The sequence below is a fragment of the Mesorhizobium sp. M1D.F.Ca.ET.043.01.1.1 genome (assembly GCF_003952385.1).
Classification (GTDB): Bacteria; Pseudomonadota; Alphaproteobacteria; order Rhizobiales; family Rhizobiaceae; genus Mesorhizobium.
The window spans coordinates 6,215,482-6,240,266 of sequence record NZ_CP034444.1 but is presented as its reverse complement, the minus strand read 5'-3'; the positions used below and the strand labels follow the sequence as shown (position 1 = coordinate 6,240,266).

Genomic DNA, 24,785 nt, shown 5'->3' with positions numbered 1-24,785 from the left:
CCACAAAGCCGCTCATGAGCAGCCCGCGCGACGTCGTCATCACCGGCATCGGCCTTGTCTCCTCGCTGGGAGAAGGACCGGACGCACATTGGCAGAAGCTGACCCGCCCGGGTGTTGAGCCGGTGCTCGATGCGACGCGCTTTGCGCCTTATACCATCCATCCGCTGCCCGAGATCGACTGGAACCTGCAGATCGCCAAGCGCGGCGACCAGCGCCAGATGGAAACCTGGCAGCGGCTCGGCACCTATGTAGCCGGCCTGGCGCTGGACGACGCCGGCATCAAGGGCAATGACGAGCTCTGCGCCACCATGGACATGGTGGTGGCGGCCGGCGGCGGCGAGCGCGACGAGGCTGTCGACAGCGCGATCCTTGCCGCCTCCGAGAGCCGCAACGACCGCGACGTGCTGCTCAACGAGAAGCTGACCACGGAACTGCGGCCGACGCTGTTCCTCGCCCAGCTTTCCAACCTGCTCGCGGGCAATATTTCGATCGTCCACAAGGTCACCGGGTCCTCCCGCACCTTCATGGGCGAGGAAGGCGCCGGCGTCTCCGCCGTCGAGACGGCCGCCGCGCGCATTCGCTCCGGCCAGTCGACCCATGTGCTGGTCGGCGGCGCGTTCCAGACCGAACATTCCGACATGCTGCTGGGCTATGAGCTCGCCGGTTATCTGCATCGCGGCCCCTGGCGGCCGGTCTGGCAGCGGCAGGGCGCCGAGGGCGGCGGCGTGGTGACGGGCTCTGGCGGCGCCTTCCTGGTGCTGGAGCACCGCGAGCACGCGGTTAGCCGCGGCCGCAAGATCTATGCGGAGCTCGGTCCCGTGGTTTCCGGCCGGGCCAGGCGTCGGCGCGGCGAGTTGAATTCGGAAATCGCCGCGCTGATCGAGCAGACGGCTCTGCCTGCCGGTGAGCTGCTGACGATTTCCGGGGCGTCAGGCGCCCATGCCGCCACGGCGGCCGAAAAGGCGGCGCTCGACGCCCGCCCGGCACTCGCCGTGCGCGCTCTCTCGACGCTGACCGGGCACATGAAGGAAGCGCAGTTTCCCTTCGCCGTGGCGCTCGCCGCGCTCGCCGTCGATCGCAAGGCTCCCTACCCTGTCTTCGATGCAACAGTGGAGCGGCCATTCGATGGCGCTCCCGCAGCAGTCCTTGCAACGGCCATCGGCTATCACCAATTCGAAGGCCTTGGGCTGGTCAAAGCCGCTTGAAGCGAAGGCAAATGAAAAGCATGGCCAATCTCCGCGATCACATGGGCAGGCCGATCGTCGCCGTCACCGGCATCGGCGTTGTGACGTCGCTCGGCGTTGGCAAGGCCGACAACTGGGCGGCGCTGACCTCCGGCAAATCCGGTATCCACCCGATCACCCGCTTTCCGGTCGATCATCTGAACACCCGCATCTCCGGTATGGTCGACTTCCTGCCGTCGAGCTCCAAGGGTGCCAGCCCCCTCACCTACGAGCTGGCTGAGACCGCCGCGCAGGAAGCGGTGGCGGAAGCCGGCCTCGACAGCGGCGATTTCAGCGGACCGCTATTCCTCGCTTCGCCGCCGGTCGAGCTCGACTGGGCCGACCGCTTCTCGCTCTACAATTCCGACAAGAAGGAAAGCGGTTCCGAAAGGCTGCTCAGGGTCGCGCGCGGGCTGAAGGAGCTGGAAATTTTCGAGACCACCCAGTTCGGCTCGATCGCCGATCGCCTCGCCGACCGTTTCGGCACGCGCGGTCTGCCGATCACGCTGTCGACTGCCTGCGCTTCCGGCGCCACCGCGATCCAGCTCGGTGTCGAGGCGATCCGCCGCGGCGAATGCGACAAGGCGTTGTCGATCGGTGCCGATGGCTCCGCGACGGCCGAGGCGCTCATCCGCTTCTCGCTGCTTTCGGCGCTCTCTACCCACAACGATATCCCGGAAAAGGCCTCGAAACCCTTTTCCAAGGACCGCGACGGTTTTGTCCTTGCCGAAGGCTCCGGCGCGCTGGTGCTGGAATCGCTGGAGGCGGCCCTTGCCCGCGGCGCGACCATCCTCGGCATCATGCGCGGCTGCGGCGAAAAGGCCGACGACTTCCACCGCACCCGCTCCAAGCCGGACGGTTCGCCGGCGATTGCCGCGGTCCGTGCCGCGCTTGCCGATGCGGGCCTCGGCGAAGACGAGATCGACTACGTCAACGCGCACGGCACCTCGACGCCGGAAAACGACAAGATGGAGCATCTCTCGCTGTCGACCGTCTTCGGCGAGCGGACCGGCTCGATGCCGATCTCGTCGAACAAGTCGATGATCGGCCATACGCTGTCGGCCGCGGGCGCCGTCGAGGCCGCATTCTCGCTGATGACGATGCGCGAAAGCGTCATTCCGCCGACCATCAACTATGACAATCCCGATCCTGCGATCGTGCTCGACGTGGTGCCCAACAAGAAGCGCAATGCCGAGGTCGGCACGGTTCTGTCGAATTCCTTCGGCTTCGGCGGCCAGAACACCTGCCTTGTCATGGCGCGGGAACCGGTCTAAGCGGACGTTTTTCCGCTTCCACAGCACCGACAGGCCAAATGCGCACATTGCAACTTATAGAGGACCGCCGCCTTGAAACGGTGGATCTGCCGCCTCCCCCGCCGCCTTCGCTCGGCGAAGTGACGCTCCGCATCAAGGCGGTGGCGCTGAACCATATCGACGTCTGGGGCTGGCGCGGCATGGCCTTCGCCAAGCGCAAGCTGCCGCTGGTCGTCGGCGCCGAAGCCTCCGGCGAGGTCGAGGCGGTCGGGCCTGGCGTCTCCAACCTCCTGCCGAGCCAGCTGGTGTCGATCTACGGCGCGCGCACCTGCGGGCTTTGCCGCGCCTGCTGCCAAGGCCGCGACAATCTCTGCGAGCATGTCTCCGGCGTCCACGGTTTTCATCTCGACGGCTTCGCGCAGGAGAAGATCAACCTGCCGGCCCGCCTGCTGGTGCCCGCGCCACCCGGCGTCACGGAAATCGGCGCCGCCGTCGCGCCCGTCACCTTCGGCACGGTCGAGCATATGCTGTTCGACAACGCGAAGCTGGAACCCGGCGAGACCATCCTCGTCCATGCCGGCGGCTCCGGCATCGGCACTGCCGCGATCCAGCTGGCCAAGAAGATGGGTTGCACCGTCATCACCACGGTCGGCTCGAACGACAAGATCGACAAGGCGAAGGCGCTTGGCGCCGACCATGTCATCAACTACCGCGAGGACCGTTTCGAAGGCGTCGTGCGCAAGCTGACCAAGAAGAAGGGCGTCGACGTCGTCTTCGAGCATGTCGGCGCTGACACCTTTGCCGGCTCGATGCTCTCCTTGAAGCGCGGCGGCCGTCTTGTCACCTGCGGCTCGACCTCCGGCGTGTCGACGCAGGTCAACCTGATGCAGCTTTTCCAGCAGCAGTTGAAGCTGCTCGGTTCCTTCGGTTGCCGCATGGAAAACATGGCCAACGCCATGCAGAAGATGGCGGCCGGCCTTGTCGCCCCGGTCGTCGATACCGAGGTCGGCTTCGACGACATCGACGCGGCGCTGAAGCGCATGGAAGGCCGCGACGTCTTCGGCAAGATCATCCTGCGCGTTTCCTGAGGCATATGGTCGGCAAGGTGCTCAAGAAAGCCCGCCGGGACTTCATGTTCCGCTATGGCCGGCGGCTGCGCCAGATGGAGCATTGGCTGGTCGCGCGGCTTGCCATGGCGATGATCGGGCTGCTGCGCCTTTTGCCGCCGGACAGCGCGCTCAACTTCGCCGACCGCGTCGCCCGCCGCATCGGGCCGATGGTCGGGCGGCATAGGGTGGCCGTCAACAATCTGCGCCTCGCCTATCCGGAAAAGAGCGATGCCGAGATCGAGGCCATCGCGTCCGACATGTGGGGCAACATGGCCCGGCTTGCCGCCGAATACATTTTCCTTGATGCCCTCTTCGACTTCGACCCGAATGCCGCCGAGCCGGGCCGGGTCGAGGTCCGCGGCGTCGACCATTTTGTCGAGATCGCCGGCGAGAAGAGGCCGCATATCCTGTTCACTGGCCACCTCGGCAATTTCGAACTTTTGCCGGTCGCCGCCGCCACCTTCGGCATGAACATCACGGCGCTGTTCCGCCCGCCCAACAACCCCTACCTCGCCGACTATATCCACTCGACGCGCCGCTCGACGATGGGAGGCTTGCTGCCGTCTTCCACCGGCGCGTCATTCGCGCTCGCCGCCATCCTGGAAAACGGCGGCAATATCGGCGTTCTTGTCGACCAGAAATTCACCAACGGCGTCGAGACGACCTTCTTCGGCCGGCCCTGCCAGAGCAATCCGGTGCTGGGCATGCTCGCCCGCCACTATGACTGCGATGTCTATCCGGCGCGCTGCGTCAGGCTGCCGGGAAACCGGTTCCGCCTCGAGATCGAAGACAAGCTGAGCCTGCCCCGCACCGAAAGCGGCAGCGTCGATGTCCACGCCACCACCCAGCTGCTGGCCGACGTCGTCGAGCGCTGGGTGCGCGAGGATCCCGGACAGTGGATGTGGTTCCACAAGCGCTGGGAAATGAGCGGTCGCCGGCGCAATCGGCGTGGGCTGGCCAAAGAGGCCGGCTGAGCCTCCGGGCCGTATCTCAGAAATCGCTCAGCGCGGTTCTCCGGCTCGATCAACTCAGCCCGAGCGCAGTGCCTGCGCAAGGAAAAGCCGCGAAGATCGCTCTTCGCGGCTCTGATTTCAGGCGACCTGAACTGGCAGAGTAGTTCCTAGAGGAACGGTATCGTGAAGTTGGGTCGATACGTATCCATGGTGGCGCCATTGCGGTCTTCCGAGAGCAGCGTGTCGGAACCGAAGCTTGCCCGCAGCCCGATCACATATTTGTGGACGTTCACGCTGCCCGAACCTTCCGAGAAGGTCAGGTGGTCCAATTGATAGCGGCCAAACGCTGACCAAGGGGTCCCCGAGAACCGATAGGTGGCCTGCAACGCTGCCGTGACAGTATCGAAATGCCCGCCAAAGCCGGACAGCCTCGAGAAGCCGAGTTCACCGTCGAAGCGCAGATCGTCCTGCGCGAAATACCGCACGACACCACGGCCGCCCCAATTGTCGAGATGTTCGGACTCGCCGCTGGCCCGCAACTGGCCGTAGTAGACTTGGCCGTAGAGTGTCACATTGCCGAAATAGGCCTGCGCCTCTGGGCCAACGGTGAAAGTGTACAGATCCGCATCGCTAACAAACTCGTCGCCGCCATATCCGGTGATCGTGGCAAAGCCGCCGAGCGCATACGAGCTCGGATCGCGCCAGTAGCCATGAATCGCGCCGCCGTAGCTGTAGATGTTCGTGCCTTCGATCCAGAGCGAATCGATCACCGCGTCGGTCTGGATGTTCCAGCGGGCGTCGATCGGGAAATTGATTCGAGCGGCGCCACCGGCAGTCGTGCCGTCTGCATCGTCCCCGGGAGTCGCGAAATAGAGACCGCCGAGATAAACTTCGCCATAACCTGATATATGCGGCTGGGCCAGTTCCTGGTCCAGAACAACCGGCGCGTCCGCGGCGAAAGCCGAAGTTGCCGTCGCCGCGATCGCAGCGCTCAAAAGAAATCGATACATCATAGTCCCCAAGCGTGAGAATTAACGCCTCGCATTTACCACCGCTCTATGACACGGACCAGCTTTCGCAACTATTGAGGGCATCGTAAGCCGTTGCTTTTCGACACATGTGAGGCATTACTGCAACGCTCCAAAAAGGGGGCAGGCAGCAATTGCTCCCGGCGACCCCGGCACCCCGGTCCGTTTTCAGTCAGTGACGACGATTCGCGTGTTGCCGTAGCCGGCTTCCCTCACCATCGAATAGAAGGTCGCGGCATTGGCCGTATGCAGGCGCACGCAGCCATGCGAGGCCGGACGCCCAAGATACTTCACGGCGCCGGTGCCATGGATGGCGTAGCCGCCGCGGAAGAATACCGAATACGGCATCGGCGAATTGTCGTACTTGCGCGAGTACCACATCCGCGCGGTCCATTGCGGCCGGTAGCTGCCGCGCGGCGTGAAGTAGCCCCTGCGCGCCGTCGACACGTTCCAGCGGTAAAGCACCTGGCCGTATTTGCTGACGGTCATCGTCTGCGATGACACATCGATGTTGGCGACCAGCGCGGCCGCGCGACTTGCGATCGACGTGCCGAGCAACGCTGTTGCCAGCACGGCTGCCATGAGAACGAACTTTTTCATGCGATCAAACCCCTTCGATTGCCCCCTGCCATCACATGATTTTTTTCCATCATTTTGCCGGCAGGTGCGTTAAGTACCACACACTTGTTGACGAAACCGCCAATCCGATGCGGCGAATTTGAACGATTTTCCCGCCATAGTTGCTGGCACGCCACGCACCCTCGACGGTTTAGCCTGAGAGCCTGCCTCGATCATTGTCTGGCGACCGGCGAAAGGCTGCTTGCAAAAGCGCCGCGTTGCATTTTCAATCCGCCGATGAACGAACGACTCCTTCGGGCCGTCGATGACCGCGTCGACGACCTGGTCGCGCTGACCGCCGACCTGATCCGCTTTCCGACCGTCAATCCGCCCGGCGAGGCCTACCGGCCATGCGCCGAATATCTCGGCGCGCGGCTGGAAAAGCTCGGCTTCGAGACCAAGTTCATCCGCGCCGAAGGCACGCCCGGCGACACAGACCGCTATCCGCGTGTCAACGTTGTGGCCCGATTCGACGGCCGCTCGCCCGGCGCCTGCGTGCATTTCAATTCGCATATCGACGTGGTCGAGGCCGGCGACGGCTGGACCGTCGACCCCTTCGCCGGCGAGGTGAAGGACGGCCGGGTATATGGCCGCGGCGCCTGCGACATGAAAGGCGGGCTGGCCGCCTCGGTCATCGCCGCGGAAGCTTTCATGGAGGTCTATCCCGACTTTCCCGGCGCCATCGAGATTTCAGGCACGGTCGACGAGGAATCCGGCGGCTTCGGCGGCGTCGCGCATCTGGCGCAGCTCGGCTATTTCTCCAGTCCGAAGGTCGATCACGTCATCATCCCAGAGCCGCTCAACAAGGACCGCATCTGTCTCGGCCATCGCGGCGTCTGGTGGGCGGAGATCGAGACCAAGGGCGAGATCGCGCATGGCTCGATGCCATTCCTCGGCGACAATGCGGTGCGCCACATGGGCGCCGTGCTGCAGGCCTTCGAGGACGAGCTGTTTCCGGCGCTCGACCGCAAGGTGACGCGGATGCCGGTGGTGCCTGAGGGCGCCCGGCGCTCGACCATGAACATCAATTCCATCCATGGCGGCCAGACCGAGGACTTCCGTCCCGGACTGCCCTCGCCCAACGTGCCGGATTCCTGCCGGCTGACCATCGATCGCCGCTTCCTGCTCGAGGAGGACCTCGCCACCGTCAAGGGCGAAGTCACCGGCATACTCGAACGGCTGAAGCGCGAACGGAAGAAGTTCGACTACGAGATCCGCGACCTGATGGAGGTCCTGCCGCTGATGACCGAGCGCGACGCGCCGGTCGCGAAAGCCGTCGCGAAGGGCATCATGGAGGTCTTCGACCGCGAACCGGACTATGTGATCTCGCCCGGCACCTACGACCAGAAGCACGTTGCCCGCATCGGCCACATCTACGACTGCATCGCCTACGGCCCCGGCATCCTCGATCTCGCCCATCGGCCGGACGAGTGGGTGGGCATCGCCGACATGGTGGAATCGGCCAAGGTGATGGCGATCGGTCTCAATGAGCTGCTGCGCGGCACGACGGCCTGATCCGGAAAACATTTCCCCTGGCGCTGCCCGGCAGCACGAAACGCAATTTACTCACAGGCCAAATCACGCTTCTATCCGCTGGCTTGAGCATGTTTTTGAGCAATGGGAGTTCAGCGATGAAATTGTGGAAGACCATTTTCGCCGCGGCCGTGCTGACATTCGCCGCCGCCACGTCGGCGTTTGCGGCGCGCACCGACCTCGTTATCGGCATTCCGCTCGAACCCCCTCATCTCGACCCGACCGCGGGCGCCGCCGCCGCGATCGACGAGGTGCTCTACGCCAACGTCTTCGAAGGTCTCACCCGCATCGGCCCGAACGGCGAGGTGGTGCCCGACCTTGCCGAAAGCTGGGCCATCTCGGATGACGGCAAGACTTACACCTTCAAGCTGCATGCCGGCGTGAAATTCCACGACGGCAGCGACTTCGGCGCCGACGACGTGAAATTCTCGCTCGACCGCGCCCGCGCCGACAATTCGGTCAACGCGCAAAAGGGCCTGTTTGCGCAGATCGACAAGGTCGACGTCGTCGATCCGGCGACCGTGAAGGTCACGCTGAAGAACCCGCAAGGCTCCTTCCTCTACAATATGGGCTGGGGCGACGCGGTGATGGTGTCGCCGAAATCGGCCGATACCAACAAGGAAAAGCCGATCGGCACCGGTCCCTTCAAATTCCAGAGTTGGGCCAAGGGTTCGTCGATCAGCTTGGTGAAATCGGACAATTACTGGGGCGCGCCTGTCTTTCTCGACAAGGTCGAGTTCCGCATCGTGCCTGATGCCGCGGCCGCCGTGCCGGCACTGCTTTCCGGCGACATCCAGGCCTTCCCCTTCTTCGATCCCGACAGCGTCTCCCAGGTCAAGGACGATCCGCGCTTCCATGTGGTGATCGGCTCGACCGAGGGCGAGACCATCCTGGCGATCAACAACAAGAAGCCGCCCTTCGACAACCTCCAGGTCAGGCAGGCGATCTCCTTCGCGCTCGACCGCAAGGCGATCATCGACGGCGCCTCGGCGGGCCTCGGCGTGCCGATCGGCTCGCATATGTCGCCCGCCAACAAGGATTATGTCGACCTCACCGGCCTCTATCCACACAATGTCGACAAGGCGAAGGAACTGCTGAAGGAGGCAGGTCTCGAGAAAGGCTTCAAGGCGACGCTGAAGCTGCCGCCGCCTTCCTACGCGCGGCTTGGCGGCGAGATCATCGCCTCCGAGCTTCGCGAGATCGGCATCGACCTGGAGATCGTGCCGGTGGAATGGGCCCAATGGCTGGATCAGGTCTTCACCAAGAAAGACTATGATCTCACCATCGTCTCCCACACCGAGCCCAACGACATCGATATCTATTCGCGCAAGGACTACTACTTCAATTACGACAACCCGGCCTTCGACGCCATCATCGCCAAGCTCAACCTGACCTCGGACGAGGCGAAGCGGAAAGAGCTGCTGGGAGAGGCGCAGAAGATCCTCGCCGACGATGCCGTGGTCGGCTTCCTCTACGAACTGCCGAAGGTCGGGGTCTGGGACGCCAAGCTGCAGGGCCTGTGGGAGAACGCGCCGATCCAGGCCAACGACCTCACCAAGGTGAAGTGGACAGATTGACAGCCGCCGCGATCGCCTGATCGCCTCCCATGACCGCCTATCTCCTCAAGCGCTTCATCATTGCGGCCATCACGCTCGTGCTGGCCTCGATGGTGGTGTTTGCGGTGATGGAGATCCTGCCCGGCGACCCGGCGCGCCTGATGCTCGGATTCAACGCCAGCGCCGACCAGGTCGAGCTCCTGCGCGACCAGATGGGGCTGAACGCGCCGCTTCCCCTGCGCTACCTGCATTGGGCTGGCGGGCTGCTCAGTCTCGATTTCGGCCGCTCCTACACTTACTCGGTTCCCGTCATCGATCTCGTGCGTGAGCGCGTCGTGGTTTCCCTGCCGCTGGCGCTTATCGCGCTGGCGCTGTCGACGGCAATCGCCATTCCGGTCGGCCTTTTCTCTGCCAGTCGGCAAGGCCGTGCCGGCGACGCGCTTGCCATGGGCGCCGCCCAGCTCGGCGTCGCCGTGCCGAACTTCTGGTTCGCGCTGATGCTGATCTACCTCTTCGCCGTCTGGCTGCGGCTGGTGCCGGCCGGCGGATTTCCCGGCTGGGGAGCCGGAGCCTGGCCGGCGGTGAAGTCGCTGCTGCTGCCGGCCGTCGCGCTGGCCCTGCCGCAAGCGGCGATCCTGGCGCGCGTCGCCCGCTCGGCGCTGATCGAGGTGCTGGGCGAGGACTATATCCGCACCGCCCGTGCCAAGGGCCTGCCCTACCGCGCGGTGCTTTGGCGTCACGCCCTGCGCAACGCCTTGATCCCGGTGCTGACCATCCTCGGTCTGCAATTCGCCTTCCTGCTTGCCGGCACCATCATCATCGAGAATGTCTTCTATTTGCCGGGGCTCGGCCGGCTGGTGTTCCAGGCCATCACCCAGCGCGACCTGATCGTCGTCGAGAGCGTCGTGATGCTCCTGGTCGCCGCCGTGATCGCCGTCAACCTGCTTGTCGACTTCTCCTATGCGGTCGTCGATCCGCGGCTCAGGGGCCGGCAATGACGATGCGCGTCGACCTGCCCGAGGAAACGCTTGCCGCGGTTCTGACCAAGGCCTTCGGCAACCGCTCATTCCTGGTCGGTTTCGCCATCACGCTGCTGGTAGCCGCGATCGCTCTCGCCTCCTTCGTCTGGACGCCCTATGACGTCACCAGACTGGTGATCGCCGACAAGACGCAGGCGCCCACGTGGACCCATTGGTTCGGCACCGACCATTTCGGCCGCGACATCCTGTCGATGATCATGGTCGGCGCCCGCAACTCGATCGCCGTGGCGCTGGTCGCGGTCGGCATCGGCATGGGCGTCGGCGTGCCGCTCGGCGCCTTCGCCGCGGCGCGCGGCGGCATTGCCGACGAGGCGCTGATGCGCATCAACGATCTCGTCTTCGCCTTCCCGGCGCTGCTTTCGGCGATCATGATCACCGCCATCTTCGGCCCCGGCGCCGTCAACGCCATCATCGCCATCGGCATTTTCAACATACCGGTCTTCGCGCGCGTCGCCCGCGCCGGCGCGCTGGCGATCTGGCCGCGCGAGTTCATCCTGGCCGCGCGCGTCGCGGGCAAGGGCATGACTGAGATCACCGTCGAGCACATCCTGCCCAACATCGCCACACTGCTGCTCGTACAGGGCACGATCCAGTTCGCGCTGGGCATCCTCGCTGAAGCCGGCCTCTCCTATGTCGGCCTCGGCGCCCAGCCGCCGATGCCGAGCTGGGGCCGCATGCTGTTCGACGCCCAGACCCGCATGGTCACCGCACCCTGGATGGCGATCTTTCCCGGCATGGCGATCGTCGTCACCGTGCTTGGACTGAACCTTCTCGGCGACGGCATCGCCGACATCCTCGATCCGAAATCGCGGCGACAGCGATGAGCCTGCTCGAGATCGAGAACCTGTCGCTTGTCATCGGCGAGACGCCGATCCTCAAAGGCGTCGATCTCGCTATCGCGCCGGGCGAAGTGGTCGGCCTGGTCGGCGAATCCGGCTCCGGCAAGTCGATGACGGCGCTGACCGTGATGCGGCTGCTGCCGCATCTGGCGCGCGCCGATGGGCGCGTCGCCTTTGACGGCATCGACATCCTCGGCGCGAGCGAAGACCAGATGTGCGCGATGCGCGGCGACGACATCGGCATGGTTTTCCAGGAGCCGATGACGGCGCTCAATCCGGTCAAGACGATTGGCGAGCAGGTGGCCGAAGGCATTCGCTGGCACACCAAGGCTGGCCGCGCCGAGGCCGAGGAGAGCGCTCGAAAAATGCTCGACCGCGTCGGCCTGCCGGTAGCGAGATTCCCGCTGTCGCGCTACCCGCACGAACTGTCCGGCGGCCAGCGCCAGCGGGTCGTCATCGCCATCGCTTGCGCGCTGAAGCCGAAGCTCTTGATCGCCGACGAACCGACGACGGCGCTCGACGTGGTGCTGCAGGCGCAGATCCTCGACCTGCTGCGCGACCTCGTCAGCGAGAACCGCATGGGCCTGCTGCTCATCTCGCACGACCTCGCGGTGGTGACCGAAATGGCCGATCGCCTGACCATCCTGCGCCGTGGCGAGGTGATGGAGGCCGGCGACACCGCACGCACGCTGTCGGAGCAGTCGCATCCCTACACGCGTGAGCTGGCGCTGGCTTCCATGCATGTGCCGGCGCGGCCAAAGACGCACCTTGCCGGCTCGGCAAAACCCTTGCTCGAGGTCGAAAGCGTCAGCCGGGACTATCAGGGCCGGCGCAAATCCTTGTTCAGACCGGGAGACCCGATCCGCGCCGTCGACGACGTCTCGCTGACCATCGAGCCGGCCCAGTCGATGGCCCTCGTCGGCCGTTCCGGCTGCGGCAAGTCCACCCTTGCCCGGATGATCCTGGCGCTGGACAAGCCGACAGCCGGCGCGATCCGGTTTCGCGGCGAGACCATCACCGGCAAGGCGGAGGCTGAGCTCAAGCCGGCCCGGCGCGACATGCAGGTGGTATTCCAGGACCCCTACGGCTCCTTCGACCCGCGCCAGAAGGTCGAGAGGCTGGTGGCCGAGCCGCTGCATCTTCTGGAGAAGCAACCGGCCAGGATCGAGCGCCGCGAGATGGTCGCGCATGCGCTCGACGAAGTCGGGCTCGGCCCGCGCGACATGGACAAATACCCGCATGAATTCTCCGGCGGCCAGCGCCAGCGCCTGTCGATCGCCCGCGCCATCATCACCCGCCCCAAGCTGGTCGTGGCCGACGAGCCAGTCTCGGCGCTGGATGTCTCGATCCGCGCCCAGATCCTCGACCTCTTCGCCGACCTCAATCAGAAACTCGGGATCGCCTACCTCTTCATCACGCACGACCTGACCGTTGCCCGCGCCATGTCCGACGAGGTGCTGGTCATGCATGAAGGTAAGATCGTCGAGCGAGGCAGGACGGCCGAGGTGCTCGATCATCCGCGCTCGGAGGCCGCAAAGGCGCTGGTCGCGGCTGCGCCCGACCTTCACCGCGCGATCGCGCGGCGCATGCAGGAACAGGGGTGAGCGGCGCGCCTTTCAGCTCTCTGGCTTGACCACATCGACGGGGCTGATGTCGAGCAGGTCGAGCGTGCGGCGCAGCAGCTTCACTTCGCTCTCGGCCAGCTTTGAATCTGCCTTGGCGATCTCCGCCATATGGCGCGCAAGCAGCTTGCGCCGCTCGACATCGAGATCGCGAAACAGCGCGATCGCCTGCGAGCCGTTGGTCTCGTAGCCGTAGTCGTTGAGATATTCGATGACGCTGTCGATCGAGGCTTCGGGAATGCCGAAGGCTTCCTTGCAGATGCGCCGGAAGGCGACCATCTCGCTCTCCGAGACCGAGCCGTCGGCCAGGATCATGCGAAACAGCATCAAAAGCTCTGCTGACAGCACCGGATCGTCCGCCACCTTGCGGACGCCCGGGTCGCCGTCGAAGATCGAGCGTATCTGGTCGAGCAGCGCCATCGCCAAAAGCCTCCCCTTGCGATTCCAGTCTGATTGTTAGAGCAATTCCAGGAAAAATGTGAAACGGTTTTCCGTTCGGAATTGCGTCAAAACAAAGGATAGAGCGGTTGGGCGTTTCCGTGAGACGGTGAACCGATCCAGCGCGGAATCGATCTTGCGCAAACTGGGCGGGCATGATGGAAGCAGCCGTCCTCCTCGCCTTGATCCACAGCCCGATGATCGACCTTACCCTGCAGACTGTCCTGATGCTCACTGCTGCCGCCTTCGCGGCCGGCTTCGTCGATTCGATCGCCGGCGGCGGCGGCCTGATCACCATCCCGGCGCTGCTCCTGGCGGGCTTCTCGCCGGTCGCAGCGCTCGGCACCAACAAGCTGCAGGGCATGTTCGGCTCCGGCTCGGCCACGATCCACTATGCCGCGAACGGCCAGGTCGACCTGCGTCGACAGCTGCCTTCCGCGCTGCTGGGGCTCGTCGGCGGCGCCATCGGCGCGCTGCTGGCGACGGTCGTGCCCGGCGATTTCCTGCGCGCCCTCTTGCCGGTTCTCCTGATTGCGATCGCTCTCTATTTCGCGTTCAAGCCCAACATGAACGACGTCGACCGCGCAGAACGCCTGTCTCCGCTTCTGTTCGGGCTCACGGTCGTGCCTGCCGTCGGACTGTACGATGGTCTGTTCGGTCCAGGCACGGGCTCATTCCTGATGCTCGCCTTCGTCACTCTTGCCGGCTACGGCGTGCTGAAGGCGACGGCGCACACTAAGCTGCTCAACTTCGCCTCCAACATCGGCGGCTTCGTCGTCTTCGCCGCCGTCGGCGTCATCGACTGGAAGATCGGTCTGATCATGGGCGTGGCACAATTCCTCGGTGCCCGCATAGGCGCGAGCCTTGCCATCCGGGTTGGCGCCCGGCTCATCAAACCGCTGCTGGTCGTCGTGTGCGTGGCGCTGGCGGTCAAGCTCCTGGCCGATCCGGCCAATCCCCTGCGCCAGCTAATTGGTGTGTGACGGCCCTGCTGGTAGAATTCGGGTGTTGCGAATCACGTTGGAGGGACCAGACATGAATCTCAGTGCACCCACCCAGGTCGTGTTCATTATCTCGTTGGTCATCGCCATCATCGGCCTTCTTGCCGCTCTTGGCCTTCTTGCGTTCATTCCTCTTGCGTCGGTATGGATCATGCTCATCGCCTATATCGTGCTTGCCGCCGGTTGCCTTATGCGCGGCGCATAAAGACTCGCAGATCTCTGGCAACTCGAAGCGCCCGGCCCTGCCGGGCGCTTTTGATTTGGGAGCATGGTCTGCTAGATTTTGGCGATGTCCGACGAGACTGAGCGCTATCGACGGGACAATCGCTCTCCCGCCCTCCGTTTTGAGACGGTCCGGCGCCAGCCTGCGGCTGCGCTTGCGGGCATCGTCACCGATATCTGCGGCTATCGCGAGATTTGCCCCGGCCATTTCCGTATCGTCGAATATGCCTCCCTGACCGTGCCGCTGGTGATCAGCTTCGCCGATGCCTTCGCCATCGGGCTTGGCCGCGACCCGGGCGACAACGACCGCTTCGCCAGCTTTGCAGCCGGCCTCTATGCCGGTCCTGTCGTGATCGAATCCTTCGGCGGCTCCTGCTGCGTTCAGGTCAATTTCACGCCGCTCGGCGCCAGACAATTCTTCGGCCTGCCGATGAGCGAGCTGCGGGATCGCATGGTCGGCCTCGACGATGCGCTGGGCTTCGAGGGCACTGCATTGCGAGAACGGCTTGGCGAAGCATCGGATTGGGACACGCGCTTTGCCATTGCCGAGGGCTTCATCGCCAATCGGCTTGCCGAGGCGAATGCGCTTTCGCCTGAAATCGCCTGGGCCCACAGGACGCTCGTCGCGTCGGGCGGCCGCACCCGCATTTCGGCGCTTGCCGGAGAGATCGGCTGGAGCCGCAAGCATCTCGCGGCAAAATTTTCCGACGCGATCGGCATCGGGCCGAAGACATTGTCCCGCATTGTGCGCTTCAACCGCGCGTTTTCGCTATCGAAGCAGCAAGAGGACGACTGGGCCGGCATCGCCGCCGACTGCGGCTATGCCGACCAGGCGCATCTGGTGCGCGAATTCCGCCAACTCGCCGGCGAAACGCCGACCGCGCTCGCAGCGCTGATATAGACCTCAGGCGAGGTAACATTTCTTCAAGACGCTGGGGCGGCCATGGTCGAGACTGGGTTCATCGACCGCAACAAGGAGATCGCCATGCCCTCAGCAACGGAAGCCCCTCGCATCTATCCCGCCTTGCGCTACAGGGACGCCGCCAGGATGATCGACTGGCTATGCGCAGCCTTCGGCTTCGAACTGCGTGCCCGCTATGGCGAAGGCGATATCGTCCATCACGCCGAACTCACCTTGGGTTCCTCGATGATCATGCTGGGCACCGCACGCGATGACGACTACGGCAGGATGGTCGGCGAGCCGGGCGGTGGTGGCGGCAAGTCGATCTACATCGCCGTCGACGACGCCGATGCCGTCTATGCGGGTGCCAAGAAGGCAGGCGCTACAATCATCCAGGAACTGGTCGACCGCGATTACGGTAGCCGCGAGTTCATCTGCCGCGACCCGGAAGGCAACGTCTGGTCCTTCGGCACCTACTGGCCGAAGGCTGGCGAGAAGGCGTAGTTTCTATCGGCGCCGGCATTTGCGGCTGGCGAAAACGCCTGAACTTCGCCATCCACGGGCGGAGCGGGAGCGAAGCGGACGCGAAGACCCGAGGATCCATTCCGTGACCTCGATCGAAGGGCGCAGCGGAGCAGAATCTGCACGGTAGCAACGCCTTCCCGTCACGGAATGGATCCTCGGGTCTGCGCCGCGTCGCTTCGCTCCTTGCTCAGCCCGTGGATGACGATGCGACGGAAGCTTTCGCTAATGGCAAGCGTATGCGCATCGACGGGAGGACCTACCGCGACAGCGAAAAAATCGCATCGCAGTCGAGATGCCTCTCCAGTTCGGCCCCGACCTCGTCCAGCGCCTTCTCGACGTCGGCACGATAGTCGACGCCGCCGCCGCTGACGCCCAGGCTCTCAAGATACGCGGTGCGGAAGGCATCCGCCGAAAAAAGCCCGTGCAGATAGGTGCCGATCACCTTGTCGTCGGCCGACACCGCGCCGTCCTCGACGCCGTTGATGATCGCCGACGGTCGCGCCGTATCCGGACCGGTGGTGCGGCCGAGATGGATCTCATAGCCCTCGAGCGGCAGGCCGAACTGCACCGAACGGGCGCTTGAATTGCGCACCGTCTTTTCCGGCTCCATCACCGTTTCGATGTCGAGCAGGCCGAGGCCTTCCGCTTCGGTGACGCGGCCTTCGATGCCGTCGGGGTCACGCACCATGCGACCCAGCATCTGATAGCCGCCGCAGATGCCGACGACATGGCCGCCGCGCTTGCGGTGGGCGACGAGGTCGCGATCCCAGCCGTTCTCGCGGAATTTTATCAGATCGCCGATGGTCGATTTCGAGCCGGGGATGATCACCAGCCCGGCATCCTCGGGCAGTTTCTTGCCCGGTGGCACGAACACCACCTCGACCTGTGGCTCGGCCTTGAGGGGGTCGAGGTCGTCGAAATTGGCGATGCGGGCCAGCATCGGCACCGCCACCTTCAGCGCCCGCTTCTCGGCGGAGGCGAGACGCTCGAGCACGACCGAATCCTCGGACGGCAACCGGGCGGCCGCCTTCAGCCACGGCACGACGCCGAAGCAGCGCCAGCCGGTGAATTTCCCGATCGCGCTGATACCATCGTCGAACAGCGAGACATCGCCGCGGAATTTATTGATCAGGTAGCCGGCGATCATGCGCCGGTCTTCCTCCGGCAGGATCAGGTGCGTGCCGGCGACCGAGGCGATGACGCCGCCGCGGTCGATGTCGCCGACCAGGATGACCGGCACATTCGCGCGGGTGGCGAACCCCATATTGGCGATGTCGCGGCTGCGGAGATTGATCTCGGCCGGCGAGCCGGCGCCTTCGACAATCACCAGGTCGGCGCCCTCCCCGACCTTCGCCCAGGAATCGAGCACCGCGTCCATCAACCTGGCCTTCATCGCCTGGTAGTCGCGCGCCCGCGCCTCGCCGAACACCTTGCCCTGCACCACCACCTGCGAGCCGATATCGCTCTGCGGCTTGAGCAGCACCGGGTTCATGTGCACGGTCGGCCTGACCCCGCAGGCCAGCGCCTGCAGCCATTGCCCGCGGCCGATCTCGCCGCCGCCCGCTCTGTCGTCGCCGGGAATATCGGCGACGGCGGCGTTGTTCGACATGTTCTGCGGCTTGAACGGCCTGACCTTCAGCCCGCGTTTCTTCGCCACCCGGCAAAGCCCCGCCACCAGCACGGTCTTGCCGACATCCGAGCCGGTTCCCTGCAGCATGATCGCCTTGGCCATCAGTTCCTGCCCTCCGAGCCAATGGTCGACTTCTGCGCCAGCGGTCCGCCGCGCCAGATATAGAGCGCCATCAACGATTCCTTGCCCGTGCGCATGGCGTGACTGACGTTGGACGCGTGGTGGATAACCTCTCCGGCTTCGCGAACGTGAAAGCCGCCCTCGCCCATTCGCCACTCCGTGCCGCCGGTCAGCGGAATGTAGATCTCCTCGGCGATGTGGTGATGGTCGGGATAGACGATGCCGGGCCCGAGGATCAGCAGGCCGGCCGCGACATCGTCATTGACGAAATGCCCGCGCGTGCCGAACACCTCCAGCCAGCCGTAATTGTCGATAAAGGCCCGGCCAAAGTCGGACGCCGTATAGGTCTGCCCCCAGCGCAGCTCATCCCGGTGGTCGGCCACGAATCGCGCCAGCGGCCTGACGTCCTGCGGCGCAAGTTCGGCGATGCGGTCGAGATAGCGGAGACAATCAAGCCAACGCGGATCGAGCGAACGGACCGGCATATCCCAGTCGATGCGAGCGACCGCGTCCGAAACCAGGTCGCTGTCGACGCCTGCGAGACAGCCATGGAAGCGGTCCAGCAACTGATCGAAAACTGTCGACACGCAAGGCTCCGTTGATCAATCCATGCACAGCCGGTCCGCGGAGGCCCGGGTTGCGCGGCGGCATCATTGGTCTAGATTGATCGCTGCGCAAAGCCAAAAACGACAGGCCACAAGGCCTGAAACGACAGGGAGCACGCCATGGACGCGGCAGTCGATGCGGGCACTGGCCAATTCGAACTCACCGAGGAACAGCGCGCCATCCAGGAGATGGCAGAGGCTTTCGCGGCCGACCGCGTCGCGCCGAACGCGCTCGACTGGGACCGGGCCAAGCACTTCCCCGCCGATGTGATCCGCGAGACCGGGCCGCTCGGGCTCGGCGGTATCTATGTCAAGGACGATGTCGGCGGTTCGGCTCTCGGCCGCCTCGATGCGGTGCTGATCTTCGAGGCGCTCGCCCGCGCCGACCCGGCCTTCTCCTCCTTCATCTCGATTCACAACATGGCGGCCTCGATGATCGACCGCTTCGGCAGCGACGAGCAGCGCCAGCGCTTCCTGCCGAAGCTGACCTCGATGGATTGGCTGGCGAGCTATTGCCTGACCGAGCCAGGCTCAGGCTCGGATGCCGCGGCGCTGAAGACGCGGGCGGTGAAGACAGGCGACGACTATGTCTTGAACGGCGCGAAGCAGTTCATCTCCGGCGCCGGCGACAGCGATCTCTATGTCGTGATGGCGCGCACCGGTGGCGATGGACCGAAGGGCATCTCGACCCTCGTCGTGCCCAAGGATGCGCCCGGCCTTTCCTTCGGCGCCAACGAACACAAGATGGGCTGGCACATGCAGTCGACCCGCCAGGTGATCTTCGAGGATTGCAAGGTGCCGGCCGAGAACCTGCTTGCGACCGAAGGCGCAGGCTTCGGCATCGCCATGGCCGGGCTCGACGGCGGCCGGCTCAACATTGCCGCCTGCTCGCTGGGCGGCGCGCAGTCGGCGCTCGACAAGGCGCTCGCCTATACCGCCGAGCGCAAGGCCTTCGGCTCGAAGATCAACCAGTTCCAGGCGCTGCAGTTCAGGTTGGCCGACATGGAGACCGAGCTGCAGGCGGCCCGCATCTTCCTCTACGCCGCCGCCTCGAAGCTCGACCGCAAGGCGGCGGATGCCGGCAAATGGTCGGCGATGGCCAAGCGCTTCGTCACCGATATCGGCTTCGAGGTCGCCAACTCGGCGCTGCAGCTGCATGGCGGCTACGGCTATCTGCACGACTACGGCATCGAGAAGCTGGTGCGCGACCTTCGCGTCCACCAGATCCTCGAAGGCACCAACGAGATCATGCGCGTCATCATTGCCCGCACGCTGATCGGGCGAGGGGAAAAGTAGTGAGTAGTGAGTAGTGAGTAGTGACTACTGACTACTGACTACTGACTACTGACTACTGACTACTGACTACTGACTACTGACTACTGACTACTGACCATTCACCATTCACCACCAACTGCACGGAGCGCCGCTATGACCACTATCGCCTTCATCGGCCTCGGCAATATGGGCAACCCGATGGCCGCCAACCTGGTCAAAGCAGGCCATGCTGTGCTGGGATTCGATCTCGTTCCCGAGAACCTGACTATTGCGAAAGAACACGGCGTTACCGTCATGGCCAATGCCGTCGCCGCCGTAAAAGACGCCGATGTGGTGATCACCATGCTGCCTGCCGGCAAGCATGTGCTGTCGGTCTATGAGGACATCGCGCCCAAGGCCAAGAAAGGCGCGCTGTTCATCGATTCCTCGACCATCGATGTCGAATCGGCGCGCAAGGCGCACGCGATTGCCGCGAAGCACGGCTTGCCGTCGATCGACGCGCCGGTGTCCGGCGGCACGGGCGGCGCCGCGGCAGGCACGCTCACCTTCATGGCGGGCGGCTCGGACGCGGCGTTCGCTGCCGCCGAACCGATCCTGAAGCCGATGGCCGGACGCATCGTCCATTGCGGCGGCGACGGCGCCGGCCAGGCGGCCAAGATCTGCAACAACATGATCCTCGGCATCTCGATGATCGGCGTCGCCGAAGCCTTCGTGCTCGCCGAAAAGCTCGGCCTGTCGCATCAGGCGCTGTTCGACGTCGCCTCCACCTCCTCCGGCCAGTGCTGGTCGCTCACCACCTACTGCCCGGTGCCGGGACCTGTTCCGGCATCGCCCGCCAACCGCGACTACAAGCCGGGCTTTGCCGCGGCCCTCATGCTGAAGGACCTGAAACTGTCGCAGGAGGCCGCGCAAAGCGCCGGTGCGGTGACACCTCTGGGCGCAGAGGCGACGCAACTCTACGCGCTGTTCAACGCGCAAGGGAATGCCGGCGCCGATTTTTCCGGCATCATAAATTTCCTCCGCGGAGATAAAAGCTAAACGCCTGCTTTAAAATAATTATTAGCGGATTTTTTCGACAGAAAGCCGGCAAATTTAGATTTGCTTAAGCTCTCGATAACGCACCGGTAACGATGTGCCTTTAAAACGGACTGCGAGGCGGACATCGCAACCGCCCGGCGCTCCGGATCAGGTCTCGCGTACCGGAGCCCGTAAGTTTCGCAAGTCTCTCGTAGCGAAACGCCATGCGTATCTGGCAAAGCCGCGTTCCCGTTTGGGGCGCGGTTTTTGCGTTATGGAATGGCTTCGCCGCAGGCAGAAGGATCAGCCATCCCGGGCGCCCTCCATGAAGGGCGCCCGCGCTTTTGCTTAGCGCTTCCGCAAATCCGCGTCGGCGAGATCGAGCGCCTTGGCGATGCGCTCGCAGGCCATGTCGATCGTGGCGCGCGTCCAGATCAGCGGCGGCGACAGGATCATCGTGTCGCCGGTGGCGCGCAACATCATGCCTTGCGAGATCGCATGGTCGCGCACGACGACGGCAGCACTGCCTGACGGCAGGTAGCGTTCCTTGGTCGCCTTGTCCTTGACGATCTCGATCGCCCCCATCAGGCCGATCGAGCGGACCTCGCCGACCAGCCTGTGACCGGCGATGTGTTCCTGCAGCGCCTGCGCGAAATAGGGACCGGTGTCGGTCCTGACGCGATCGACCAGGCCTTCCCGCTCGATGATCTCGAGGTTCTTCAGCGCCACCGCGCAGGCCACCGGATGACCGGAATAGGTATAGCCGTGATAGAACTCGCCGCCCTTCTCGACCAGCGTCCTGGTGATGCGGTCACCGACCAGCAGCGCCGACAGCGGCTGGTAGCCGGAGGTAAGCGCCTTCGCCGTGGTGATGGTGTCGGGTTCCACATCGAAGGTCTGCGCCGCGAACCATTCGCCGGTGCGGCCATAGCCGGTGATCACCTCGTCCAGCATCAACAGCACATCGTACTTGCGGCAGATGCGCTGCACCTCCGGCCAGTAGCTCATCGGCGGGATCTTCACCCCGCCCGCGCCCATCACCGGCTCGCCGATGAAGGCGGCGACCTTGTCGGCGCCCGCCTCGAGGATCGCGTCCTCGACGGCCTTGGCCGCGCGGATGCCGAAATCATGATCGCTCTCGCCGGGCAGCGCGAGCTCATAGGCATAGGGCATCATCACATGGACGATGTTGGGCACCGCACCGCCAAGCTGCTTGTGCATCGGCTCCATGCCGCCGAGCGAGGTGCCGGCGATGGTCGAGCCGTGATAGCCCATCTTGCGCGAGATGATGCGATTCTTCTCGGGCTTGCCTTCGAGCGCCCAATAGTGGCGCACGAGCCGCAGCGCCGTGTCGTTGGCCTCCGAGCCGGACGAGCCGTAGAAGACCTGGCTGACATGCTTGGGCGCCAGTTCCGCCAACTTCTTCGACAACAGCACCGGCGTCGGCGTCGAGCATTTGAAGAAGGAGTTGTAGTAAGGCAGTTCCTTCATCTGCGCATAAGCGGCGTCCGCCAGCTCGTCGCGGCCATAGCCGACATTGACGCACCAGAGGCCCGCCATGCCGTCGAGGATCTCCGCTCCTTCCGAATCGTAGATGAACGGCCCGTCGGCGCGGGTGATGATGCGCGAGCCTGCCTCGCGCAGCTCCTTGTGGTCGGTGAAGGGATGAAGGTGATGCGCGGCGTCGATTTGCTGAAGCTGCTTCAGCGAATAGTTCTGATAGGTCATGGATTTGATCTTTCCTCTTGAATCAATCCGGCAACGGCCGGGGCGGATTCGTCAGAGGAAGGCAGGCGGCGAATAGCCGATGCGGGCGCACAGCCGCAAGAGCTCGGCGCGCAGCGTGCGCGGTGACGGCGTCACCGCGACCCCGAAGGCGCCTGATGTGCTGATGCGGACCATGGCGGCACCTTAAGCCGCCAACGGCCACGAATTCAAGCTTCACCGCGTTTTCCGGTCGAGCATCGGGTTGTCCGATAGGCGGCTTCCACTTTCCGGTCCGATGCTCAGCGCCTGCTGCAAAAAGACATAGCGTATTGCCGTCTGCGCGGCCTGCGGACGGCGGTCGCCGCGCCCGCCATGGCCGCCTTCGGTTTCCTCGAAGAACAGCGTCTTGCCGCGACCAGCGGCCTGCAGCCGCGCCGCCATCTTGCGCGCATGTCCCGGATGGACACGGTCGTCGGCGGTCGAGGTCATCAGCAGCACCGGCGGATAGGCGACCCCCGCCGCCACATGCTGATAGGGCGAATAAGCGCCGAGCCAGGCTGCCTCCTCCGGCTTCGACGGGTCGCCATATTCCGCGATCCAGGACGCGCCCGGCGGCAGTTCGGTGTAGCGCAGCATGTCGAGCAGGGGCACGTCGATGATGACGGCGCCGAACAGCTCCGGCCGCTGCGTCAGCGACACGCCGGTAAGCAGGCCGCCGTTCGACCCGCCCTGGATGCCGAGCTGGGCAGCCGTGGTGATGCCGCGCTTGACCACATCCTCCGCCACCGCCGCGAAATCGTCGAAGGCCTTCTGGCGCTTGCCCTTGAGAGCCGCCTGGTGCCAGGCCGGGCCGAATTCGCCGCCGCCGCGGATGTTGGCCTGCACATAGGCGTTGCCTTTGTCCAGCCAAAGCCTGCCGCGGATGCCGGCATAGCCTGGCAACAGCGGCACCTCGAAGCCGCCATAGCCATAGAGCAGCGCCGGCGCCGCCCCTTTCTGATCCCGCCGGCGGACGACGAAATAAGGGATCATCGTGCCGTCCTTCGAGCGCGCCTCGAACTGCTCGGAAACATAGGGCGAGGCATCGAAGCGCGCCGGCTGCGATTTCACCGTCTGCAGCGTCTCGCCATCATCGTCCGACCAGATGATCGAGCTCGGCGTCAGGAAGTCGGTGAAGGAGAAGGAGACGCTGGAGCCGAAATGGTCGGCATGGCTGATGCCGACATTGCCGTTGTCGGGCAGGCCGACCGGCTTCAGCGACCAATGATTCTCGGTTCGATCGCAAACGACGACCTTGCCGCGCACATTGTCCATCAGGTTGATGAACAGCCGGTCCTGTGTCCTGGCGAGGCCGGCGATGGAGACGCGGTGCGCCGGCTCGAGCACGGTTTCGAAAGGTCCGAACGTGCCGGTGTCGATCCAGCGGTCGAAATCCACCGAGTAGAGCCCATCGGGCAGGCAGCTTGTGCCGTCAGGGGCCGTCCACGAGCTGCGCACGCCGAAGACGAGCTGGCCCTTGAAGATCGCCGTGTCGGTGGCGTCGTCGGGCAGCGGGACGCGCCTGGTCTCGCCCGAGGCCAGCCGCAGGAAGCTGTGCGAAGTGAAGAAGTCGATTGTTCTGCCAAGCAGCACATGCCGCTTGTCGCCGTCGAACTCCACGCCGCCGCCGACCGCGAGATGCTGCTTCTCGCCCTCGAAGATTGGCGTTGCGTCTTCCAGTTTCGTGCCGCGCTGCCAGAGCTTGATCACGCGCGGATAGCCGGACTGGGTCTTGTCTTCTTCCTCGAACGCCGCCGAGACGATCACCGTGTCCTTGTCCAGCCAGGAAAAGCCCGACTTCGAGGCAGGAGCGCGAAAACCGTCCGCGACGAACGACTTCGTCGCGATGTCGAACTCGCGCATCTCGCTGGCGTCGCCGCCGTCCGGCGACATGTAGAGCAGGCAGCGGTCGAAATCCGGATAGAGCCGGCTCGCCCCGCCGAACACCCATTTGACGCCCTCCTTGGCGGAGAGCTGGTCGAAATCGATGATCGTTTCCCAGTCCGGCTTGTCGGTCTTGTAGGACGCGACCGTCGCCCGGCGCCAGAGGCCCAGCGCATTGGTCTTGTCCTGCCAGAAATTGTAGACGTGGCCGGCAAGCGCCGCCCCGACCGCGATGTTGTCCTCGGCCGTCATCAGGTCGAGCGCGGTCTCGAATGCCGCCCGGTAGGAGGGATCGCCCTGCAATTCGGCCACCGTCACCGCATTCTGGCGATGAACCCAGTCGAGCGCTTCCTTGCCGTTGCGATCTTCCAGCCACACGAAGGGGTCCTCGGCCGCCAACTCGGGTTGGGGTTTGGTCATTGTGCTGGTCATGCGGTTCTCCGGGATGTCGTCTGGCTGGCCCTGCCTACATCGCGTCCGCGGCACGAACATTCAAGAGCGACGCCGCCCGAACCTGGTTGGCAGACCAGGGCCAGCCTGCTGCCGTTTCGTCATGTCGCTTCCCTCGCCCTAGTGGTCGCCGCCTCCTTACCGGCGAGATTGCCGCCGGTCCATTATGCCGGCCACTTTCGCATTCGCACGAGGCT

General features: G+C 64.5%; 23 protein-coding genes. 15 read left to right on the top strand and 8 right to left on the bottom strand.

The genetic code is table 11. The features are described 5' to 3' along the window. Positions 1–14 precede the first annotated feature (14 nt). The 4 genes from EJ067_RS29855 to EJ067_RS29840 are packed head-to-tail and all read left to right on the top strand — an operon-like array spanning position 15 to position 4,559. Positions 15–1,205 (top strand): beta-ketoacyl-ACP synthase, encoded by a 1,191-nt coding sequence (locus EJ067_RS29855; protein ID WP_126088720.1) that lies wholly within the window; start codon positions 15–17, stop codon positions 1,203–1,205. 20 nt (positions 1,206–1,225) lie between these two features. Beyond that, positions 1,226–2,497, top strand: a complete 1,272-nt coding sequence (locus EJ067_RS29850) for a beta-ketoacyl-ACP synthase (RefSeq protein WP_126088719.1) — start codon at positions 1,226–1,228, stop codon at positions 2,495–2,497. Between the two features lie 38 nt (positions 2,498–2,535). Continuing rightward, positions 2,536–3,564, top strand: a complete 1,029-nt coding sequence (locus EJ067_RS29845; protein ID WP_126088718.1) for a zinc-binding dehydrogenase — start codon at positions 2,536–2,538, stop codon at positions 3,562–3,564. Between the two features lie 5 nt (positions 3,565–3,569). Next, the gene (locus tag EJ067_RS29840; RefSeq protein WP_126088717.1) at positions 3,570–4,559 is read left to right on the top strand and encodes a lipid A biosynthesis lauroyl acyltransferase; all 990 of its coding nucleotides are present in this window, start codon (positions 3,570–3,572) and stop codon (positions 4,557–4,559) included. A 146-nt stretch (positions 4,560–4,705) separates the two neighbouring features. Here the strand turns inward: EJ067_RS29840 and EJ067_RS29835 are convergent, their stop codons facing one another. After that, entirely contained in the window at positions 4,706–5,551 is an 846-nt protein-coding gene (locus EJ067_RS29835) for a hypothetical protein (protein WP_189510170.1), read from the bottom strand. A gap of 183 nt (positions 5,552–5,734) precedes the next feature. Further along, positions 5,735–6,166, bottom strand: a complete 432-nt coding sequence (locus tag EJ067_RS29830; RefSeq protein WP_126088715.1) for a L,D-transpeptidase — start codon at positions 6,164–6,166, stop codon at positions 5,735–5,737. A 255-nt stretch (positions 6,167–6,421) separates the two neighbouring features. On the opposite strand from EJ067_RS29830, the gene EJ067_RS29825 reads away from it, so the two are divergent. From EJ067_RS29825 to EJ067_RS29805, 5 genes are all read left to right on the top strand, one after another. Beyond that, the gene (locus EJ067_RS29825; RefSeq protein WP_126088714.1) at positions 6,422–7,699 is read left to right on the top strand and encodes an acetylornithine deacetylase/succinyl-diaminopimelate desuccinylase family protein; all 1,278 of its coding nucleotides are present in this window, start codon (positions 6,422–6,424) and stop codon (positions 7,697–7,699) included. 116 nt (positions 7,700–7,815) lie between these two features. Continuing rightward, positions 7,816–9,294, top strand: coding sequence for an ABC transporter substrate-binding protein (locus tag EJ067_RS29820; protein ID WP_126088713.1), 1,479 nt, complete (start codon positions 7,816–7,818; stop codon positions 9,292–9,294). A 29-nt stretch (positions 9,295–9,323) separates the two neighbouring features. Then, complete coding sequence (locus EJ067_RS29815) at positions 9,324–10,271, top strand: ABC transporter permease (RefSeq protein WP_126088712.1); 948 nt, start codon at positions 9,324–9,326, stop codon at positions 10,269–10,271. Further along, the gene (locus tag EJ067_RS29810) at positions 10,268–11,137 is read left to right on the top strand and encodes an ABC transporter permease (protein ID WP_126088711.1); all 870 of its coding nucleotides are present in this window, start codon (positions 10,268–10,270) and stop codon (positions 11,135–11,137) included. Before EJ067_RS29815 ends, EJ067_RS29810 begins: the two co-directional genes overlap by 4 nt. Further along, positions 11,134–12,756 (top strand): dipeptide ABC transporter ATP-binding protein, encoded by a 1,623-nt coding sequence (locus EJ067_RS29805; protein WP_126088710.1) that lies wholly within the window; start codon positions 11,134–11,136, stop codon positions 12,754–12,756. The genes EJ067_RS29810 and EJ067_RS29805 overlap by 4 nt, the downstream gene beginning before the upstream one ends. Positions 12,757–12,768: 12 nt before the next feature. Here EJ067_RS29805 and EJ067_RS29800 read toward each other — a convergent pair whose 3' ends face one another. Then, a complete protein-coding gene (locus EJ067_RS29800) occupies positions 12,769–13,200 on the bottom strand; it encodes a TerB family tellurite resistance protein (RefSeq protein WP_126088709.1) in 432 nt (143 codons plus the stop codon). Positions 13,201–13,409: 209 nt separating this feature from the next. On the opposite strand from EJ067_RS29800, the gene EJ067_RS29795 reads away from it, so the two are divergent. From EJ067_RS29795 to EJ067_RS29780, 4 genes are all read left to right on the top strand, one after another. Then, complete coding sequence (locus tag EJ067_RS29795) at positions 13,410–14,195, top strand: TSUP family transporter (protein ID WP_126089793.1); 786 nt, start codon at positions 13,410–13,412, stop codon at positions 14,193–14,195. 52 nt (positions 14,196–14,247) lie between these two features. Continuing rightward, positions 14,248–14,418 carry a hypothetical protein gene (locus EJ067_RS29790; protein WP_126088708.1) on the top strand — a complete coding sequence of 57 codons (171 nt, stop codon included), beginning with the start codon at positions 14,248–14,250 and terminating at the stop codon, positions 14,416–14,418. An 84-nt stretch (positions 14,419–14,502) separates the two neighbouring features. Then, positions 14,503–15,336: a helix-turn-helix domain-containing protein gene (locus EJ067_RS29785; RefSeq protein WP_126088707.1), complete on the top strand. Its 834-nt coding sequence runs from the start codon at positions 14,503–14,505 to the stop codon at positions 15,334–15,336. Positions 15,337–15,420: 84 nt separating this feature from the next. Continuing rightward, complete coding sequence (locus EJ067_RS29780) at positions 15,421–15,840, top strand: VOC family protein (protein WP_126089792.1); 420 nt, start codon at positions 15,421–15,423, stop codon at positions 15,838–15,840. A gap of 277 nt (positions 15,841–16,117) precedes the next feature. Here EJ067_RS29780 and EJ067_RS29775 read toward each other — a convergent pair whose 3' ends face one another. Beyond that, positions 16,118–17,593 (bottom strand): cobyric acid synthase, encoded by a 1,476-nt coding sequence (locus EJ067_RS29775; protein ID WP_126088706.1) that lies wholly within the window; start codon positions 17,591–17,593, stop codon positions 16,118–16,120. Continuing rightward, positions 17,593–18,198: a dimethylsulfonioproprionate lyase family protein gene (locus tag EJ067_RS29770; protein ID WP_126088705.1), complete on the bottom strand. Its 606-nt coding sequence runs from the start codon at positions 18,196–18,198 to the stop codon at positions 17,593–17,595. The genes EJ067_RS29775 and EJ067_RS29770 overlap by 1 nt, the downstream gene beginning before the upstream one ends. A 138-nt stretch (positions 18,199–18,336) precedes the next feature. Here EJ067_RS29770 and EJ067_RS29765 point away from each other — a divergent pair, with 138 nt between their 5' ends. Continuing rightward, positions 18,337–19,512: an isobutyryl-CoA dehydrogenase gene (locus EJ067_RS29765; protein WP_126088704.1), complete on the top strand. Its 1,176-nt coding sequence runs from the start codon at positions 18,337–18,339 to the stop codon at positions 19,510–19,512. A 132-nt stretch (positions 19,513–19,644) separates the two neighbouring features. Continuing rightward, a complete protein-coding gene (gene mmsB / locus EJ067_RS29760) occupies positions 19,645–20,529 on the top strand; it encodes a 3-hydroxyisobutyrate dehydrogenase (protein ID WP_126088703.1) in 885 nt (294 codons plus the stop codon). A gap of 327 nt (positions 20,530–20,856) precedes the next feature. On the opposite strand, the gene EJ067_RS29750 is transcribed toward mmsB, so the two are convergent. Genes EJ067_RS29750 through EJ067_RS29740 form a run of 3 tightly spaced genes read right to left on the bottom strand, consistent with a single transcriptional unit; the run spans position 20,857 to position 24,570 of the window. Further along, on the bottom strand, positions 20,857–22,236 hold the full coding sequence (locus EJ067_RS29750) for an aspartate aminotransferase family protein (protein WP_126088702.1): 1,380 nt from the start codon (positions 22,234–22,236) through the stop codon (positions 20,857–20,859). Positions 22,237–22,287: 51 nt separating this feature from the next. Then, positions 22,288–22,410 (bottom strand): capsid protein, encoded by a 123-nt coding sequence (locus EJ067_RS29745; RefSeq protein ID WP_126088701.1) that lies wholly within the window; start codon positions 22,408–22,410, stop codon positions 22,288–22,290. Positions 22,411–22,449: 39 nt separating this feature from the next. After that, positions 22,450–24,570, bottom strand: coding sequence for a prolyl oligopeptidase family protein (locus EJ067_RS29740; RefSeq protein ID WP_126088700.1), 2,121 nt, complete (start codon positions 24,568–24,570; stop codon positions 22,450–22,452). Between the last annotated feature and the right edge of the window lie 215 nt (positions 24,571–24,785).

Coding starts and splice junctions, on each gene's coding strand:
- EJ067_RS29810 (WP_126088711.1), top strand. CDS start 10,268: ATGACGATGCGCGTCGACCTGCCCGAGGAAACGCTTGCCGCGGTTCTG.
- EJ067_RS29795 (WP_126089793.1), top strand. CDS start 13,410: ATGATCGACCTTACCCTGCAGACTGTCCTGATGCTCACTGCTGCCGCC.
- EJ067_RS29835 (WP_189510170.1), bottom strand. CDS start 5,551: ATGATGTATCGATTTCTTTTGAGCGCTGCGATCGCGGCGACGGCAACT.
- EJ067_RS29805 (WP_126088710.1), top strand. CDS start 11,134: ATGAGCCTGCTCGAGATCGAGAACCTGTCGCTTGTCATCGGCGAGACG.
- EJ067_RS29740 (WP_126088700.1), bottom strand. CDS start 24,570: ATGACCAGCACAATGACCAAACCCCAACCCGAGTTGGCGGCCGAGGAC.
- EJ067_RS29830 (WP_126088715.1), bottom strand. CDS start 6,166: ATGAAAAAGTTCGTTCTCATGGCAGCCGTGCTGGCAACAGCGTTGCTC.
- EJ067_RS29845 (WP_126088718.1), top strand. CDS start 2,536: ATGCGCACATTGCAACTTATAGAGGACCGCCGCCTTGAAACGGTGGAT.
- EJ067_RS29850 (WP_126088719.1), top strand. CDS start 1,226: ATGGCCAATCTCCGCGATCACATGGGCAGGCCGATCGTCGCCGTCACC.
- EJ067_RS29745 (WP_126088701.1), bottom strand. CDS start 22,410: ATGGTCCGCATCAGCACATCAGGCGCCTTCGGGGTCGCGGTGACGCCG.
- EJ067_RS29825 (WP_126088714.1), top strand. CDS start 6,422: ATGAACGAACGACTCCTTCGGGCCGTCGATGACCGCGTCGACGACCTG.
- EJ067_RS29750 (WP_126088702.1), bottom strand. CDS start 22,236: ATGACCTATCAGAACTATTCGCTGAAGCAGCTTCAGCAAATCGACGCC.
- EJ067_RS29815 (WP_126088712.1), top strand. CDS start 9,324: ATGACCGCCTATCTCCTCAAGCGCTTCATCATTGCGGCCATCACGCTC.
- EJ067_RS29765 (WP_126088704.1), top strand. CDS start 18,337: ATGGACGCGGCAGTCGATGCGGGCACTGGCCAATTCGAACTCACCGAG.
- mmsB (WP_126088703.1), top strand. CDS start 19,645: ATGACCACTATCGCCTTCATCGGCCTCGGCAATATGGGCAACCCGATG.
- EJ067_RS29840 (WP_126088717.1), top strand. CDS start 3,570: ATGGTCGGCAAGGTGCTCAAGAAAGCCCGCCGGGACTTCATGTTCCGC.
- EJ067_RS29775 (WP_126088706.1), bottom strand. CDS start 17,593: ATGGCCAAGGCGATCATGCTGCAGGGAACCGGCTCGGATGTCGGCAAG.
- EJ067_RS29780 (WP_126089792.1), top strand. CDS start 15,421: ATGCCCTCAGCAACGGAAGCCCCTCGCATCTATCCCGCCTTGCGCTAC.
- EJ067_RS29785 (WP_126088707.1), top strand. CDS start 14,503: ATGTCCGACGAGACTGAGCGCTATCGACGGGACAATCGCTCTCCCGCC.
- EJ067_RS29820 (WP_126088713.1), top strand. CDS start 7,816: ATGAAATTGTGGAAGACCATTTTCGCCGCGGCCGTGCTGACATTCGCC.
- EJ067_RS29855 (WP_126088720.1), top strand. CDS start 15: ATGAGCAGCCCGCGCGACGTCGTCATCACCGGCATCGGCCTTGTCTCC.
- EJ067_RS29790 (WP_126088708.1), top strand. CDS start 14,248: ATGAATCTCAGTGCACCCACCCAGGTCGTGTTCATTATCTCGTTGGTC.